The organism is Phenylobacterium sp., from assembly GCF_041913825.1.
Classification (GTDB): domain Bacteria; phylum Pseudomonadota; class Alphaproteobacteria; order Caulobacterales; family Caulobacteraceae; genus Phenylobacterium.
Genome location: NZ_JAYSEO010000026.1, coordinates 1 through 16632, shown reverse-complemented (window position 1 = coordinate 16632; position 16632 = coordinate 1). Strand labels below are relative to the sequence as shown.

Below are 16632 nucleotides of genomic sequence, written 5' to 3'. Positions count from 1 at the left end.
GGGACGAAACTCAAAGCGGCCGCAGGACGCGGTCGAGGAAGGTGCGGGTGCGGGCCTCCCGCGGCGCCGTCAGCAGCTCCCGCGCGGGTCCCGCTTCGACGATCTCGCCGCCGTCCATGAACAGGACCCGGTCCGCGACCTCGCGGGCGAACCCCATCTCGTGGGTGACGATCACCATCGTCATGCCCTCGGCGGCCAGGTCGCGCATGATCCGGAGCACATCGCCCACCCGCTCGGGGTCGAGGGCGGAGGTCGGCTCGTCGAACAGGATGGCCTCGGGCTTCATCGCCAGGGCGCGGGCGATGCCCACGCGCTGCTGCTGGCCGCCGGACAGTTGCGCGGGCAAGGCGTCGGCCTTGTCGCCGACGCCGACCTTGGCGAGCAGGTCGCGCGCCTCGGCGACGGCCTCGGCCCGGGACCTGCCCTGGGCGTGGACCGGCCCTTCAATGACGTTCTCCAGGACCGTGCGGTGCGGGAAGAGGTTGAACCGCTGGAACACCATCGCGAGCTTGCCCCGGACCGCCGGCAGCGAGCGCGGGGCCACCGGGAGGCCGTCCACGCGGATTTCCCCGCCGTCATGGGCCTCCAGCCCGTTTATGCAGCGCAGCACCGTGGACTTGCCCGACCCCGAGGGGCCGATGAGGCAGACCACCTCGCCGCGGGCCACCTCGAAGCTGACGTCGCGCAGGACCTCGTTGGCGCCGAAGGCCTTCCGGACATGGGAAACCTCGATCATCGCCGGGCCATCCGGCGCTCGAGCTGGTGCACGGCCAGGGTCAGGGGGAGGCTGATGGCCAGATAGAGAAGCGCGATCAGGGTGTAGACGGTCATGTTCTGGAATGTGGAGATGGCGAGCAGCTGGCCTGCCCGTGTGAGCTCCGCCACGGTGATCGTCGAGGCGATGGAGGAGTCCTTGAGCAGCATGATCGAGGTGTTGCCGAAGGGCGGCAGGGCGGTGCGCAACGCCAGAGGCATCATCAGCCGCTGCAGGATCTTGCGCTCGCTGAGCCCAAGGGACTGCGCCGCCTCGATCAGGGCCGGATCGACCGAGTCGAAGCCCGCCCGGAAGTTCTCGGCCTGGTAGACGGAATAGGCGAGCCCCAGCCCGACGATCCCGGCCGCCATGGCGTCCAGGCTCAGCCCGAGTTCCGGCAGCACGAAATAGACGTAGAACAGCTGCACGATGATCGGCACGCCGCGCACGACGTTGATCACCACGCGGCTGACCACCCGCAGCGGACGCAGCCGGGAGCGGCCCATGAGCGCCCACATCAGGCCCAGAACAATGCTGAGCAGCAGGGCCCCGACGGTGACCTGGACCGTCACCAGCACGCCCTTGAGCAGCACGGGCAGGAATTCGACGGCGCGGGCGAGGAAGTCCTCGGGCATCACAATCCCCATTGGCGGACGATGGCGGCGATCCGCGTCGCCTTGATCTCGGCGATGGCCGCGTTGACGCGGGCGGCGAGCTCGGTGTCCTCCTTGCGCAGGATCAGGCAGACCTGTTCGCGCTCCCCTGGCGCGAATTCCTCCGCCAGTCGCAGGGCGCGGGTGCGGGTCACACGCAGGTAGTAGCGGATGATGGGCTCATCGCCGTAGGCGGCGTCCAGACGGCCGAGTCGCAGATCCCGGAGGATGTCGGCGAGGTTGTCGTAGGTCCGCACGCCGGACACGCCGGCGTCCGACAGCTGGTCCACGAACCGCGCGCCCACCTGGGCGCCGACCCGGCGGCCTCTCAGGGACGGGAGGTCGGGGTAGCGCCTGGCGTCCCCGGCACGCGCCACGATCGCGCCGCCATAGGCGTACACAGGATCGCTGAAGGCGACCACGGCTTCACGCGCCGGCGTGCGCAACATGGCCGCGGCGATCAGGTCGATCTTGCCGACGCGCAGCGACGGGATGAGCGCAGAGAAGGCGGTGGCCTGCACCTCGACGGGGAAGCCCGCCTGCGCCGCCACCGCCCGGGCGATGTCGACCATGGCGCCGGTGAGCTCGTTGGTCCGCACGTCATAGAAGCTGAACGGCACCCCGGTCGCGGTGGAGCCCACCACGAACCCGCCGGCGACCCGGGCGTCAGGGGTCCGGGCGCAGCCGGGCGCGAGCGCGGCGGCGCCCAGGCCCGCCAGCAGGGCCCGACGTGACTGCCCCCGCGCCAGCGTCATGCAGGCTCCACCTCGAGGCACAGCGTCTTGGTGTCCACGTAGTCGCGCACGCCGAACAGCGAGCCTTCCCGTCCCAGGCCGGATTCCTTCACGCCGCCGAAGGGCGCCACCTCGGTGGAGATCAAGCCTGTGTTGATCCCCACCATCCCGTACTGCAGGGCTCCCCCGACGCGCCAGACGCGCGCGTTGTCGCGGGTGAAGACATAGGCGGCGAGTCCCGCCGAGGTGTCGTTGGCCAGGGCGACAGCCTCGGCCTCGCTTTCGAAGCGGACCAGCCCGGCCACCGGGCCGAAGGTTTCTTCCCGGCACAGCAACGCCCCGGGAGGAACGTCCGCGAGGACGGTCGGCTGGAAGAAGGCCCCGGCCCCCTCCAGCGCCGCGCCGCCGGTGAGCGTGCGAGCGCCGCCTTCGAGGGCGTCGACCACGTGCGCCGACACCTTGCTGCGGGCGCGTTCGTCGATCAGCGGGCCCTGGTCGGTCGGCCCGGCGAGGCCGTCGCCGACGCGCAGGGTCGCGACGGCCTCGGCCAGCCGGGCGGCGAAGGCGTCATAGACGCCCGACTGCACATAGAAGCGGTTTGCGCAGACACAGGTCTGGCCCGTGTTGCGGAACTTGGAGGCGATGGCGCCCGCCACCGCCTTGTCGACGTCGGCGTCATTGAAGACCAGGAACGGCGCATTGCCGCCCAGTTCCAGGCTCACACGCTTGACGGTGCCGGCGCATCGCGCCGCCAGCATCTTTCCCACCGGCGTGGAGCCGGTGAAGGTGAACTTCCGGACGCGGGGATCCGTGGTCAGAACCTCGCCGATGCCTAGGGCGTCGCCCATGACCACGTTGAAGACCCCGGCCGGAACGCCCGCCTCTTCCGCCAGCACCGCGAGAGCCAGGGCCGAGAGCGGGGTGAGCTCGGACGGCTTGAGCACCACGGTGCAGCCGACCGCCAGCGCCGGCCCCACCTTGCGGGTGATCATGGCGGCCGGGAAGTTCCAGGGCGTTATGGCGCCCACGACGCCCAGCGGCTCATGGGTCACCACCAGCCGCTTGTCGGGCATGTGCCCCGGGATGGTGACGCCGTAGACGCGGCGCGCCTCCTCGGCGAACCACTCGATGAATGCGGCCGCATAGGCGACCTCGCCGCGGGCCTCCGCCAGCGGCTTGCCCTGCTCGGCCGTCATCAGCCGCGCGAGATCCTCGGCGTTGTCGAGGATCAGCCGATGCCAGGCCTTGAGCACGGCCGCCCGATCCTTGGCCGAGCGACCGCTCCACGCGGGGAAGGCCGCGTGCGCCGCGGCGACAGCCGCCTCAGCCTCCGGCCCGCCGAGCCGGGCGGGGGCCGCCAGGACGCCGGCCGTGGCCGGGTTGGTCACCTCGAACCCACCAGCCTGCCCGACCCACCGGCCGCCCACGAAGCCCTGCTCACGCAGAAGGTCCGGGCGGGCGAGCGCCAGGCGGACCCGTTCTCCAGTCATCGTGCCCATGTCAGGCGCCCAGCGGCGCCGCGAGCGCCGCCTCGAGGATGTCCATGCCTTCGTCGATGACCGCGTCCGAGGCGGTCAGCGGAACGAGGATGCGGATGGTTTCGCCGAACTGGCCGCAGGACAGGATCACCAGCCCCTTCTCCAGCGCCCGGGCCGTCAGCGCCTTGGCGCCGGCGCCGTCCGGATCGTGACCGCCGCGGGAGGCCAGCACGTCGAAGGCGATCATCGCGCCCGGCCCGCGCGGCGCCGAGACGGGGATGAGATCATTGCGGGACGTGAAGGTGTGAAGCCGCGCCCTCAGCCGTTCGCCCAGCGCATTGGCGCGCTCCACCAGCTTCTCCTCGGCGATGATGTCGAGCACCGCCAGCGCCGCCGCGCAGGCGACCGGCGAGCCGCCGTAGGTGCCGCCGAGCCCGCCCGGCTCGACCTTGTCCATGATGTCGGCGCGGCCGATCACCCCGGACAGGGGGAAGCCGCCGGCCATCGACTTGGCGACGGAGATCAGGTCGGGCTTCACCGCATAGTGCTCCATGGCGAAGAGCTTGCCGGTCCGGGCGAAGCCCGTCTGCACCTCGTCGGCGACGAGCAGGATGCCGTGGGCGTCGCAGGTCTCGCGCAGCGCCGTCATCAGCTCCGCCGGAACGGAATTGAAGCCCCCCTCCCCCTGCACAGGCTCGACGATGATGGCGGCCACCCGGTCCGGGCCCACGTCGGCGGCGAACAGGAACTGCAGCGCCCGCAGGCTGTCCTCGACGCTGACGCCGTAGCGCGCGTTCGGGAACGGCAGGTGGTAGAGCTCGGCAGGCGCCGGGCCGAAGCCACGCTTGTAGGGCGCGACCTTGCCGGTCAGGCCCATGGTCAGCTGCGTGCGGCCATGGAAGCCGTTGACGAAGGCGATCACGGCGCTGCGTCCGGTCGCCGCGCGGGCGATCTTCACGGTGTTCTCGACCGCCTCGGCGCCGGTGGTGAAGAAGATGGTCTTGGCGGGCCCCTCGATGGGGGCCAGCGCGTTCAGGCGCTCGGCCAGCTCGATGTACGGGGCGTACGGCACGATCTGGAAGGCTGTGTGGGTGTAGAGGTCGAGCTGGCTGCGGACCGCCTCGATCACCCTGGGGTGGCGGTGGCCGACGTTCAGCACGGCGATGCCGCCCGCGAAGTCCACGTAGCGCCGACCCTCTTCGTCCCAGAGTTCCGCGTTCTCGGCACGGGCGGCATAGACGGCGGTGGCGTTCGCGACGCCCCGGGGAACGGCGGCGTCCCGGCGGGCGTGGAGTTGGGCGTTGGAGGACAAGGTGGACGCTCTTGGTTGCGGTGACTGAGATCAGGTTCGCGGAAAGTCCCCGGCCGAGACAGGCGATAACGCGGCCACCGATGGTGACCGGAAGTCACCTCGCGCCCTGAGGATCGCCCGCCCAGAAAGTGGAAAGGCGCTCGCGGACGAGCGCCTTTCGCTGAGAGCGGTGGGGAGGAGCCCCGCTCCCGGCGCGATCAGTACCGGGCGGTCGCCTGGATGCCGATCACGCGCGGCTTGATGGTCTGGCCCGTCCAGAGCGGCCCGGCCTGGTAGACCGGGGCGTTGGTGGTCCAGGACACGTTGTTGAGGGCGTTCTCGACGTAGAGCTCCAGGCTCACCTCGCGCGTCACGTCCATGCCGGCGCGCAGGTCCAGCTGGCTCGTGGCGTAGAGGCCTTCGCTGCGGGTGGGGTCGAAGACGGAAGACGTCCGGTTCTGGAACGGGAACGGCCCGTCATTCGCGCTCTTGGAGCTCCATTGCCCCCGGACGAAGGCGTCGCGCCCGGCGACCTCGAAGGCGTATTCCGCCGACAGATTCAGGGTCCAGGGGGTGGCGCCCAGTGTCTGGCCCTTGAACACCAGCGGCGACGTGCCGACGATGATGGTGTCGGTGTAGTAGGCGTCGGTGTAGCCCACCGCCGCGTTCAGGGTCAGGGCGTCCGTGGCCCGAACGGTGACGTTGAGGTCCCCGCCCTTGCTCACGGCGGAGGCCGTGTTGGCCACCAGACTGAAGGCGCAGGGCAGACGGATCTGCTGCTGGATGTCCGTCCACTTGGTGTGGAACAGCGAGGCCTGGAATGCGACGCGCCGGTCGAGGAAGGCGCTCTTCACGCCGAATTCGTAGGTCTTCGTCTTGTCCGAGTCGTAGGTGTTGCCGCCCTCGATGCCCAGGGCCGCCAGGTCGGCCTCGCAGATGTCGGGCACGGCCTTGTTGACGCCGCCGGTCCGGTAGCCCTTGGCGAAGGAGGCGTAGACCAGGGTGTCGTCGCTCTGCTGCCAGGACAGCGCCACCCGCGGCGTGAACGGCTTCTCGCTGAGCTTGCCGGCCGCCGTCGAGATTCCCCCGGCGTAGGAGACGCCGCGCTCGATGATGTCGAACTTCAGCGTGTCCTTCGAATAGCGGCCGCCGACGCTCAGGGTCAGGTCGGGGACGATCTCGAAGTCGACGTTGCCGAACACCGCCACCGTCTTCTCGATGGTGTTCTCGTTGCCGTAGTAGCGATGGACGCCGTCCACCATGAAGCGCGCGGCGGCCAGCGGCGTCCCGAAGCGGAGCTGGTAGGCGGTGGGGTAGTGCGCCGAGGTGATCGGCACGTCCGACTTCAGCGAGGCGCGGGAGGCGTACACCCCGGCCGTCCACCGCAGGCGGGCGCCCGGATCGGCGCTGTTGAACCGCAGTTCATGTGTGGCGAGCCGCTGCTCGGTCACCGGGTTCTGGAAGGTCTGCGGGCGCTGGCCGGGGATGATCGGGAACAGCCAGGCCGCCCCCAGCGAGGTGCGGTCGTTCACGTGGGTCGCGTCGTTGAACGAGTTCACCTTGCGATAGAGGTAGGAACTCACCGCCGTGACCGTCACCGGATCGAACTCGGCGATCACCTTCATGGCGGGCAGGATGAAGCGGTCGCTCTGCGGCTGGGCGAAGGGCGCGTAGCTGGTGAAGTCGCCGGAGTCCGGATCGGCGACGCCGTCGCGGCACGGATTGACGGTCGGGGCGAGCGGGATGGCCGCCGGGCAGCGGGTGTACAGCGCCGAGCGGTCGTCCTGCTTGACGTTCTGGTAGTAGAGGCTGGGCTGGATGGAGAGCCAGTCCGTGGGGGCGAAGTTCAGGGCGCCCCGGAAGATGGAGGCGTGGGTCGCGTTGCTGTTGGCCTCCCGGTCGTTGGGGTCCTGCCAGCTCTGCCGGTCGATCCAGCCGCCCTCTTCCCGCTGCATGAAGCTGACGCGGAAGCCGAGGCGGTCCTGGACGATCGGCCCGCCGACCGCCACGCCGGCCTCGTAGCTCGGATCGCCGTCGTCGACGATGCTGGCCCGGGCGCGAGCATAGGCGCTGTAGCTGGCGAGGCTCGGCGTCGGCGTGATGAAGCGGATGGCGCCGCCCTGCGAGCTGGAGCCGAACAGGGTGCCCTGCGGCCCGCGCAGCACCTCGATCCGCTCCAGGTCGAAGATGAACGGCACCGTGCTGCCGGCATAGTTGATCGATGCGTTGCGGGCCTGGATCGGCGTATCGTCGATGTACACCGCGGCGGTGGCCGCGCCGGCGGTGGATTCGATGCCGCGGATGGCGATGCGGGCCGTCCGATCCTGCGGGATGTCCACGCCGGGCGTCTGGAGCGCCACGTCGCGAACGTCACGGATGCCGCGTTCGTCCAGCGCCTCCTGGCTGTAGGCGCTGACGCTGATCGGCGCCTTGCTCAGCTGCACGGCCTGCTTGGTGGCCGTGATGACGATCTCGTCCACCTGGGTCACCCCGTCCTGGGCCAGGGCGGTCTGCGCCAGACCCAGGGTGGCGGCCGTCGTGGCCGCGCCCACGAGCAAGCGACTGCGTCGCGAAACCTTCAACGCCATGGACTATCCCCTCTCACACGGCCCGCGCCTGTGGCGTCTCGGCCCCGCAGCCTGGCTGCACCTTCCTGACGCGGACCTTCCCCGTGTTTACCGGGGACCGGGAGGTGCAAAACACAGCCGAAGCGTTGACCTGCGGTCACCACGCGTCTCGGCGCGCGCCGGCCGTCGGCGCGCATCCGCCGCGCGCGCCTGTTGACCTCGCCGCACGCGGCTGGACACGCTGCGCCGATGTTGTCTCGCATGATTGCGGCGGCCGCCGCCGCCCTGGCCCTGGGTTCCTCCGCGCAAGCCGCCGACGCCGGCCTGCTTGGACGCCTCGTGGGACAGGCGTTCGTCGTCCCCGACGCCCGTGGCGAGCCCGTGGTCCTGGAGGTGGTCGCGCCCGCCCCCGACGTTCTGGAGATCCGCATCGCCGGCCAGGTCACCGACCGCTATAGCCTTCGGCCCGGCGGCGTCGGCGAGCACATGAACCCGAACGCTCCCGACGTGGTCTCATCAGCAGCCTTCGGGCCGGCGAGCTGGTCACGGAGCTACAAGGGGCTCACCGTCAGCTATGCGCTCGACCAGGAGGGCGACCTCGTGGGCCGCCTCAGCGGCGCCGTCGAGGCCTGGCAGTCGCCGAGCTTCGTCTACGCCCACAGCCCGGCGCATCCGGACCTTCGGAGCCGCCTGCGCGCGGCGGTCGAGCGGGCGCACGAGGAAGCCGACCGCTACGAGGGCCACGATCACGCCCATGGACCGACGGCTCAGTAGCCGGCGCCAGGATCCACGACGTCCTCCGCGGGCGCCCCGGTCAGCAGACGCCGGAGGTTGGCCGCCAGCACGGGGGCGGCGGTCTCGGGGTAGGTGAAGGCCGCCGCATGCGGGATGACCCGGACCCGGGGATGGGCCCAGAAGGGATGGTCCCCCGGCAGCGGCTCGCTCCGGAACACGTCCAGGGTCGCGGCGGCGATCTGGCCGCTCTCGAGCGCCGCCAGCAGGTCGGCTTCCACCAGTTGCGCGCCGCGGCCGACCTGGATGAGGCAGGCCTGCGGCGCCAGGGCGGCGAACAGCCGGGCGTCGAGCACGTCGTGCGTCTCGGCCGTCAGCGGCAGGAGGCAGACCAGGATCTCGCAGCCGGCCGCGAAGTCGGCGAGGGCGGCCAGGCCGTGGAAGGTCTCGACACCGGCGATCTCGCGGGGCCCCCGCGACCAGCCGCGGACCTGGAAGCCGAAGGACGCGAGGCTCCGGGCGCATGCGCCGCCGAGCGCCCCCAGGCCCATGACGCCGACGCGGCGGTCACGCGCCAGGGGCGGCCTTGCGGGCCGCCAGACCGCCGCGGCCTGCTGCTGCTCGTAGAGGTGGATCAGCCGATGGTGATGCAGGGTCCGCATGACCACGAACTCCACCATCGCCCCCGTGAGGCTGGGGTCCGCCATGCGCACGATCGGAACGTCCGGCAAGCTCGCGTCCGCCAGCAGGCCGTCGACGCCGGCGCCCAGGGAGAAGATCGCCCGAAGGCTCGGGAAGGCGCGCCAGAAGCCTGGCGGGTTGCCCCACGCCAGGCCGAAATCGATCTCCGCAGGGTCACCGCCGTCGGGCCACAGCCGAAGCTCCACCTCCGGCGCGGCGGCCCGCAGCGCCTGGAGCCAGGCCTCCGTGTCGACGCCTTCGCAGGCGACCAGCAGAACCGGCCGGCGCGGGGCGGTCATCGCGCTTCGGCCGTCGCATCCCGCGCCGCCGCCTTCTCCAGCCAGCGGCGGAACTTGGTCACCGACGGGTCCCGCCAGCGGTCCTTGCGGGTCCGGAAGACATAGGATCCCAGGCGGATCTCGGGCGCGGTCGGCCGGAGGCTGAGCTCGACGAGTTCCCCGGACGCCAGCTCATCCCCGGCCAGGAGGGCGTTGGTCAGCACGATCCCCTGCCCCCGGCGCGCCGCATCGAGGGTGAGGTGGGCGTGCCAGAGCCGGGGGCCGCCAAGGCGGTCGGGCGTCTCCACGTCGCGGGCCGCGAGCCAGGTCCGCCACTCGCTGTCGTCGTCCTCGTGCAGCAGGGTCTCGCCCAGAAGGCTGACGACCGGGGCGCCGACACCGATCCTCGCGGCGACCTGGGGCGTGGCCGCCGGGAACACCGGGGGCCGGGCGATCTGGAAGGTCTGGACGTCGGCCTCCGCCGCCGGGGCCAGGTCGCGGATGTAGCGGATGTCGGCATCCGCCTCGTGGCGGCTGAAATCCGGAGCGTGGTCCGTCGGGCGGACCTCCAGGTCGAAGCCCGGATGGGCGGCGTTGAAGTCCGGCAGCCGGCGGATCAGCCAGCGATAGGCGAATCCCGGGACACTCCAGATCACCAGCCGGCTGTCGTCTCCGCGATGGGTGAGGTCGATGGTGGCGCGGCTGATCTCCTCGAGCGCGGCGGAGATCCGGGCGAGGTACTTCGCGCCTTCCGGCGTCAGGCGCCCGCCCTGGTCCCGGTCGATCAGCTTGACGCCGGCCCATTCCTCGAGCCCCCGCAGGTGCCGGCTGATGGCCGCGTGGTCGACGCTGAGCTCCTGGGCCGCCCGCCGGATGCCGCCCAGGCGCCCGACGGCCTCAAACGCGCGGAGCGCCGCGAAGGGCGGCATCAGGCGCCGCGCCGGCGACGGCCGCGCCCCCGCTCCCGACCCTTGGCCCTGCTGCGCCATGACGCTCTCACCCGAATCGACCGGGTCCAACCTCGGGAGAACCACCGGGGTTGTCAAAGCGCCCATTGTCGCTGGATCCCGCCGCGGGTCGCCCGTCCGGTGGGCGTTCATCAGGCCATGGTGGGGATGACGAAACTCTGGTCCGCCGTCGCCTTGCCGCCCTTCGGCCACCGCTGGGTGACGGTCTTGGTCCGGGTGTAGAAGCGGACGCCGTCCATGCCGTACTGGTTGAGGTCGCCGAAGCCCGAACGCTTCCAGCCGCCGAAGGTGTGATAGGAGACCGGCACCGGGATCGGCACATTGATCCCGACCATCCCCACTTCCACCTCGGACGCGAATTCGCGCGCCGCCTCGCCGTCCCTCGTGAAGATGGCGACCCCGTTTCCGTAGGGATGCCGCGACGCGAGGGCCACCGCCTCATCAAGGCTGTGGGCGCGGACGATCTGCAGCACGGGCCCGAAGATCTCGTCCTGGTAGCTGCGCATCTCCGGCGTGACGCGATCAAAGAGGGTGGGGCCGAGGAAATAGCCTTCCTCGTGGCCCTGCAGGCTGAAGCCCCGGCCGTCGACGACGAGCTCGGCGCCCTCGTCGACGCCCAGCTGGATGTAGCCCTCGATGCGGGCCTTGTGCGCGGCGCTCACCACCGGGCCGTAGTGGGCGTCCGGGTCGGTGGAGACTCCCACCCTCAGGCCCGAGATCGCATCGATCAGGCGCGCGCGCAGCGCCGTGGCCGTGCTCTCGCCCACGGGCACCACGACAGGCAGCGCCATGCAGCGCTCGCCGGCCGACCCGTAGGCCGCGCCGAGGATGTCGTTGACCGTCTGGTCCAGGTCCGCGTCGGGCATGACAACGCCGTGGTTCTTCGCCCCGCCCATGCACTGCATGCGCTTTCCGGCCGCCGCGCCGCGGGCATAGACGTATTGGGCGATGTCCGAGGAGCCGACGAAGCTCACCGCCTTGATGTCCGGATGGTCCACGATGGCGTCGACGACGGCCTTGTCCCCCTGGACCACGTTGAGCACGCCCTTCGGCGCGCCGGCCTGCAGCAGCAGCTCGGCCAGCCGGACCGGCACGGAGGGATCGCGCTCGGACGGCTTCAGGATGAAGGCGTTCCCCACGGCGATGGCCGGGGCCAGCATCCAGAGCGGGATCATGGCCGGGAAGTTGAAGGGCGTGATCCCCGCGCAGACCCCGAGCGGCTGGCGCATGGAGTAGACGTCGATCCCGGGCCCGGCGCCCACGGAATATTCGCCCTTGAGAAGGTGCGGCGCGCCGCAGACGAACTCGACCACGTCTAGGCCGCGCTGGATGTCGCCTCTGGCGTCGGAGACGACCTTGCCGTGTTCGGACGCCAGCAGCTCCGCGAGCGCGTCCATCTCGGCTTCGATGAGCCGCTTGAACTCGAACATGACGCGGGCCCGGCGCTGGGGGTTCAGGGCGGCCCAGGCAGGCTGCGCCGTACGGGCCGACGCCACGGCGGCCTCGACGACGCTCGCGTCGCCGAGTACCACTTCCGCCTGGGGGCGTCCGACGTTGGGATCGAAGACGGGCTGGCGACGGGCGCCGCCATCGACGGCCCCGCCGTCGATGTGATGCAGGATGGTGCGCACTGCGAAATCTCCGCGCAGCGCCGGTCCAGCGCCTTCAGGGCAGGCCGGCGACAGGATTCTGGGACTTGGAAAGGCCGCGACAGCGGCGCGCTCAGCGGGCGTAGGCGATCTTGCCGTCGAGGATCGTCATGTCGACCGGGATGTCGGCGAGCTTGGCCTTGGGCGCAGTCAGCGGGTCCTGGGCGAGCACCACGAGGTCGGCGACCTTGCCCACCTCGATGCTGCCGAAGTCCTTCTCCAGGAAGTTCGCCTCGGCGCTCCAGATGGTGAACATCCGGATGCCGTCCATCACGCTGATCGCCTCCTCGGGCTGGACAACCGTGCCGAACTTGGTGTCGCGGTTCACCGCACGCGCGATCGAGAACATCGGATAGGTGGCGAAGTTCTGGGTCCCGATCGTGTCCACCCCGCCTGCCGGCCGGAAGCCGCGGTCGATGAGGCTCTTCATCGGGAAGAACTTCACGTCCGGCTCGCGGACGTTGACGTCCGTCAGACGCCAGAGGAAGGCCACCTGAGGCGAGATGATCACATTGCTGCGCTTCATGCGCTGCAGCCGTTCCTCGGTCCGCTGCGGGTCCTGGACGAGGAAGTGGCCGAAGTGCTCGATGCGCAGACGGTCATCCTCCCGCGGCCGGGCCGCCTTGGCCGCCTCGTAGGCCGTCAGCACCATGTCCTGGGCCCGGTCGCCATTGGCGTGGACCTCGACCTGCCACCCCTTCTCGTAGGCCCGCAGCACAAGCTTGTTCAGGGTGTCCTGGTCGTAGTTCACGCCGCCGGTGTTGTTCGGCATCCAGGTGGTGCCGGAGCCATTCCAGAAGGGCTTGTAGACCGCCGCCGTTGTCCCCCAGACGCCATCGGCGATGAGCTTCACCGCGCCGAACCGCAGCCAGTCGTCGCCCAGGCCGGTCGTCACGCCGGAGGCTTCGACGACGTCCATCATCTTGGGGTCGCGAACGAAGTAGTTCATCCGCACGCGGGTCGGCAGCCGCCCTTCCTTGCGGAGGTCCTGCATGGCCCGGTAGGCGGTTGGCGTGGACAGGTCCGAGACGGTCGTGACGCCCTTCTTCAGATAGAAGTCGTCAAGGATGTCCCGGACCGCCTCCTTCAGCTCGGGGTAGGTGAAGGCGTCCTGCGCCGGCCAGGGCGCGGGGGCGTCACGGACGATGGCCACCTCGCCGTTCGCCGTCCGCTCGTAGCGGCCCGAATGGCCGGGGCCCGGGTCGGGCCAGTCCTTGGTCATCCCCATGACCTGAGCGGCCTTGTGGTTGATCAGGGAGTCATGGGCGCTCCAGATCAGTCGCACCGGGTTGTCCGGGAACGCGGCGTCGAGCTCCGCTCGCGTGGGCATCACCTGATTGTAGGTGCCCTGCCCCACCAGCCAGGCGCCCGGCGCCAGCTTGGCCTGCGCCTTCTTGAGTTCGGCGATGATCGCCTTGCCATCCTTCAGCGGCGGGGCCTGAATCTTGACGTAGCGGGCCTCGACGCCGGCCATGCCTTCCACATGGGAATGGGCGTCGATGAAGCCGGGCAGCAGGGCGCGCCCCTTCAGGTCGACCACCTTCGTCTGAGCCCCTCGCCAGGCCGCGACATCGCCGACCGCGACGATGCGGTCGCCTTTCACGGCCACGCCGCTCGCGATGGTGTCCTTGCCGTCCACGGTGATGACCTTGCCGTTGACGAAGACAAGGTCCGCAGCCACATCCGCGGCCGTCGCGGGCGAGGACAGGGCCAGGGCGAGCGCGCTGCTCGCCGCCGCGAGCAACAGTTGGGCCGTACGCATGCCGACTCTCCTTTGCCGCGATACCACCCCATGGGCGCGCAGGCGGAAAGGTGTGAACCATGACCAGGCAGGTGACCTCTAGTCACCACCGGTCCCGATCCGCGCCCCCCGGCCGCATCCGGGCTGTCCGCTGGCCGCCGCCGCGTCCGCAAGCGGGCTCAGGCCGCGGGCCTCGGACCCTCGCAGGGCCGCGCTGTCGACGGGCCTACTGGTCGCCCGGTGATCTCGCCGCCAGCCGGCCCGGAACAGCGACTGGGGACCAGGGCTGGCGAACGGCTTCCCGTGGGCTGCGCGCCGCGTCGGCTGGGCGCCGCTGGCAGAACCGCCACCGCCAGGATGACCGCCGCAGCCGCACCCGATCAGCTGGTCATCCAGCCGCAGCGGCTTCCGGGGCCGCGGGGGTGAACACCACATCCTCCAGCAGCACGGCCCGCACCAGGGTCCCGGCCGGCACGGAAATCACCGGCCGCAGGTCCATGGCCCGAGCCACGGCCTGTCCGCCGGTCAGGACGGCGGTGTCGGAGACGCCCCGCCGCAGGGCCCGCACGAGATCGTCCTCCGAGGACGCGCCCAGCTCGCCCGCCGCCGCCAGGCCCAGGCTGGCCAGCGAGGCCGCCAGCATCCGCCCCCAGGGCCGCTCCACCCGTCCGCCAAGGCCGGCGCGGCCTTGGGGATCCACCGCCGCCACCGCTCCGAGGGCGATCGCGCGCCCGTCCGGCAGGACCAACCGCGCCCACGTCACCCGCAGCCGCCCCTCCCCAGCCGACGCCGGCGCATAGGCGCCGATGAGGCGGGCGCCCTGGGGCACGAGGGGCGGACCGCCCGCCAGATCCGGGACCTGGGCGATCACCTGGGCGATCACCGGCCCCGGCACGTCCGATCTTATGGCGGTGACGAGCGCTGCGCGGAGCACCGCGCCCGCCGGGAGCGTCCGCGCCGCGACGGCCTCCGGCGCTGCGGCCGCAACCGGCGCAGCTGGAGCCGGCGCAGCCGCCGCCGTCGCGCTGAACAGCCGGCTCTCACGGGCCTGCTGGAGCGCCTCGGCGCGCGGATCCGGTTGCGGGGCCGGCGGGAGCGTCCGTCCGCCGTCGCCCGGCGGGGCCGGCGGCCCCGACCAGGGCGGCCTGGGCGGGCCGAGGACCGGCACGTCCTTCGACGTGACGTAGTCGCGGGGCAGCCGGCGGAGCGCCTCCGGAAGCGCTGGCGCCGGCGGGGGTTGGCGGGCCGGCGCGCGCGGCAGGGAACTTCGGTCCGAGAGCGCCAGCCCGACGACCGCCGCCAGCCCCGCCGCGCCCACGCCCGCGGCGGCGGCCACGGCCGCCGGCCTCAGCCGGACCGGGACGGGACCGGCCGCGCGCAGCCTCAGCCGGCGGGCGAGCGCCCGCTCCTCGTCCCTCGGGGGGGTCACGGCGCGACCTCCCGCACCAGAGCCACCCGCGCCGCGCGGCGCCCCGCCCCCAGCCGCAGCTCGCCCCGGGCGAACACGCGGTCGACGATCAGGCGGCTCCCGGCCAGGCGGCCCGAGACGCCCTCCAGGGCGCCGTCGGGGCCTGCTGCGAACAGGGGCGGCAGCTCGCCTCGGCGGACGGTGTCGGGGAAGTCCACATAGGTGCGCCGGCCGTCGTCGAAGACCCGGACCGGCCGGAACGGCGCCCGCCCCTCGATGCGCCAGTTGAAGTTTAGCGCGGCGGGATCCACCGCCGGCGGCGCGGCGGGCGCGGCCGACGACGGGCCCGCCGTGGCCGGGCGCGCCAGCGCCGTGAGCTCGCCGGCCGGGTAGCGCCACGCCACCTGGGGCGTCCAGGCGGCCTCCGTGGAGCGCAGCTCGAGGAGGTAGGAGCGGCGGTCGGTATGGATGATCAGGTTGGTGGCGAGGCCGGCCTGGACGGGCTTCACCAGGACGTGGGCCTGGCGCTGGGCGCCCGCCCCGCTCTCGGCCTGGCCGATGATCCAGCGGGCGGTGTCGCCCGCCGCCACCGGCCCCTGCCCGGCCAGGCTCTCGCCCGGCTCCAGCGCGATGTCGGTGACGCGGCCCGGGGCTGCGGTGACGGCGTAGAGGGTCCCCGGCGACCAGGCGTGGACCGCCGGCGGCAGGGGCCCGGCGAGACCGGGGGTGGCGGCGGCCGCCGCCAGGGCGGCGAGGCATGGAAGGCGCATCAGGAGAGCTCCCGGGACCAGTCGAGGGCGGAGACGAAGACCCCGAGCGGGTTGGCCCGCAGGGTGGCGGGGTCGACAGGGCGGCGGAGCGTCACGCCGAGGATGCCGCTCCAGCGCTCGGCGTCCACGAGCGCCCCGTCCACGTAGCGGCGCTCGACCCACTCCACCCGGAAGCTGGAGGGCGAGGCGCGCACCACCGAGGCCACCTCCACGGTCACCTGCTCGCGGCCGACGCGGCCGAAGGGGTCGTGGGCCCGGGCGTGCTCGGCGAGCGCCCGGGCGCCGGCGCCGGTGGCCGAGCCCCAGGCCCGCAGCCAGTTGTCGCGCAGCACCACCGGGTCGGCGGGCACGCTGCGCGCCTCGCGCACGAAGTCGGCGAGCCGCCAGGCCACCTGGGCGTCGGTGGGGCGCCAGCCGTCTGCGGCCGGCCCCACCGCCTGGACGCGGCCGAGGCGGTCGACCTCCACCACCCAGGGCGTCACGGTCCCGGCGCCGGCCCGCCAGGCGAGGCCGGCGGTGGCCGTGGCGGCCACGCCCAGCGCCAGCAGGGCGGCGAGCCGCCAGTTGCGCGCCTGGACGCGGGCGGCGCCCAGGCGCAGGTCCCAGGCCTGGCCGGCCCGCTGGTAGGGCGTCTCCGGCTCGGGGGTGCGGGCGTAGCGGGACGGTCCGCGGAACGGGGTCATCTGTCCTCCTCCCTGAGGGGCATGGAAAGGCCGGCCTGGCCGCTGTCGCCGCCCCGCAGGGCGTGGGCGGCGGCCGAGACGCCGGACGCCAGGGCCTGGCGGTCGCGGAGGCGACGGGCCCAGGCCGGCGCGACGCCGCCGTCGTCGGCGGGCGGGGGCGGATCGGCGGGGGTCGGGGACGACCCCGGCGACGGCGGCGGCGCGGCGGACCGGCCGGCCAGCCGCGCCCGGGCGGCGGCCAGGGC

The 16632-nt window shown here is 72.2% G+C and carries 14 protein-coding genes and 1 pseudogene; 1 reads left to right on the top strand and 14 read right to left on the bottom strand.

Annotated features, from left to right (window positions below; genetic code table 11):
• Positions 1–10 precede the first annotated feature (10 nt).
• The 6 genes from ACE3Q8_RS18770 to ACE3Q8_RS18745 form a co-directional block, all read right to left on the bottom strand.
• The gene (locus ACE3Q8_RS18770) at positions 11–736 is read right to left on the bottom strand and encodes an amino acid ABC transporter ATP-binding protein (RefSeq protein WP_374471829.1); all 726 of its coding nucleotides are present in this window, start codon (positions 734–736) and stop codon (positions 11–13) included.
• Entirely contained in the window at positions 733–1389 is a 657-nt protein-coding gene (locus ACE3Q8_RS18765; protein WP_374471828.1) for an amino acid ABC transporter permease, read from the bottom strand. The genes ACE3Q8_RS18770 and ACE3Q8_RS18765 overlap by 4 nt, the downstream gene beginning before the upstream one ends.
• A complete protein-coding gene (locus ACE3Q8_RS18760) occupies positions 1389–2162 on the bottom strand; it encodes a transporter substrate-binding domain-containing protein (protein WP_374471827.1) in 774 nt (257 codons plus the stop codon). Before ACE3Q8_RS18760 ends, ACE3Q8_RS18765 begins: the two co-directional genes overlap by 1 nt.
• Positions 2159–3640 carry an NAD-dependent succinate-semialdehyde dehydrogenase gene (locus ACE3Q8_RS18755; protein WP_374471826.1) on the bottom strand — a complete coding sequence of 494 codons (1482 nt, stop codon included), beginning with the start codon at positions 3638–3640 and terminating at the stop codon, positions 2159–2161. Before ACE3Q8_RS18755 ends, ACE3Q8_RS18760 begins: the two co-directional genes overlap by 4 nt.
• Position 3641: 1 nt before the next feature.
• Positions 3642–4931, bottom strand: coding sequence for a 4-aminobutyrate--2-oxoglutarate transaminase (gene gabT / locus ACE3Q8_RS18750; RefSeq protein WP_374471825.1), 1290 nt, complete (start codon positions 4929–4931; stop codon positions 3642–3644).
• A 197-nt stretch (positions 4932–5128) separates the two neighbouring features.
• Entirely contained in the window at positions 5129–7498 is a 2370-nt protein-coding gene (locus ACE3Q8_RS18745; protein WP_374471824.1) for a TonB-dependent receptor, read from the bottom strand.
• 228 nt (positions 7499–7726) lie between these two features.
• Here ACE3Q8_RS18745 and ACE3Q8_RS18740 point away from each other — a divergent pair, with 228 nt between their 5' ends.
• Positions 7727–8251 (top strand): hypothetical protein, encoded by a 525-nt coding sequence (locus ACE3Q8_RS18740; RefSeq protein WP_374471823.1) that lies wholly within the window; start codon positions 7727–7729, stop codon positions 8249–8251.
• On the opposite strand, the gene ACE3Q8_RS18735 is transcribed toward ACE3Q8_RS18740, so the two are convergent.
• The 8 genes and pseudogenes from ACE3Q8_RS18735 to ACE3Q8_RS18700 all read right to left on the bottom strand — a co-directional run.
• Positions 8245–9189, bottom strand: a complete 945-nt coding sequence (locus ACE3Q8_RS18735; RefSeq protein ID WP_374471822.1) for a 2-hydroxyacid dehydrogenase — start codon at positions 9187–9189, stop codon at positions 8245–8247. The two genes, ACE3Q8_RS18740 and ACE3Q8_RS18735, sit on opposite strands and share 7 nt — an antisense overlap.
• On the bottom strand, positions 9186–10097 hold the full coding sequence (locus ACE3Q8_RS18730) for a LysR substrate-binding domain-containing protein (RefSeq protein WP_374471821.1): 912 nt from the start codon (positions 10095–10097) through the stop codon (positions 9186–9188). Before ACE3Q8_RS18730 ends, ACE3Q8_RS18735 begins: the two co-directional genes overlap by 4 nt.
• 170 nt (positions 10098–10267) lie before the next feature.
• Positions 10268–11767 carry a CoA-acylating methylmalonate-semialdehyde dehydrogenase gene (locus ACE3Q8_RS18725; protein WP_374471820.1) on the bottom strand — a complete coding sequence of 500 codons (1500 nt, stop codon included), beginning with the start codon at positions 11765–11767 and terminating at the stop codon, positions 10268–10270.
• Between the two features lie 91 nt (positions 11768–11858).
• Positions 11859–13547 carry an amidohydrolase gene (locus ACE3Q8_RS18720; RefSeq protein WP_374471819.1) on the bottom strand — a complete coding sequence of 563 codons (1689 nt, stop codon included), beginning with the start codon at positions 13545–13547 and terminating at the stop codon, positions 11859–11861.
• A gap of 367 nt (positions 13548–13914) precedes the next feature.
• Complete coding sequence (locus ACE3Q8_RS18715; protein WP_374471818.1) at positions 13915–14955, bottom strand: TrbI/VirB10 family protein; 1041 nt, start codon at positions 14953–14955, stop codon at positions 13915–13917.
• Entirely contained in the window at positions 14952–15704 is a 753-nt protein-coding gene (trbG, locus tag ACE3Q8_RS18710; protein ID WP_374471817.1) for a P-type conjugative transfer protein TrbG, read from the bottom strand. The genes ACE3Q8_RS18715 and trbG overlap by 4 nt, the downstream gene beginning before the upstream one ends.
• Positions 15704–16387: a conjugal transfer protein TrbF gene (gene trbF, locus ACE3Q8_RS18705; RefSeq protein WP_374471816.1), complete on the bottom strand. Its 684-nt coding sequence runs from the start codon at positions 16385–16387 to the stop codon at positions 15704–15706. The genes trbG and trbF overlap by 1 nt, the downstream gene beginning before the upstream one ends.
• Positions 16384–16632, bottom strand: a pseudogene (locus ACE3Q8_RS18700) (P-type conjugative transfer protein TrbL); the annotation flags it as partial. The gene trbF and the pseudogene ACE3Q8_RS18700, both read right to left, overlap by 4 nt.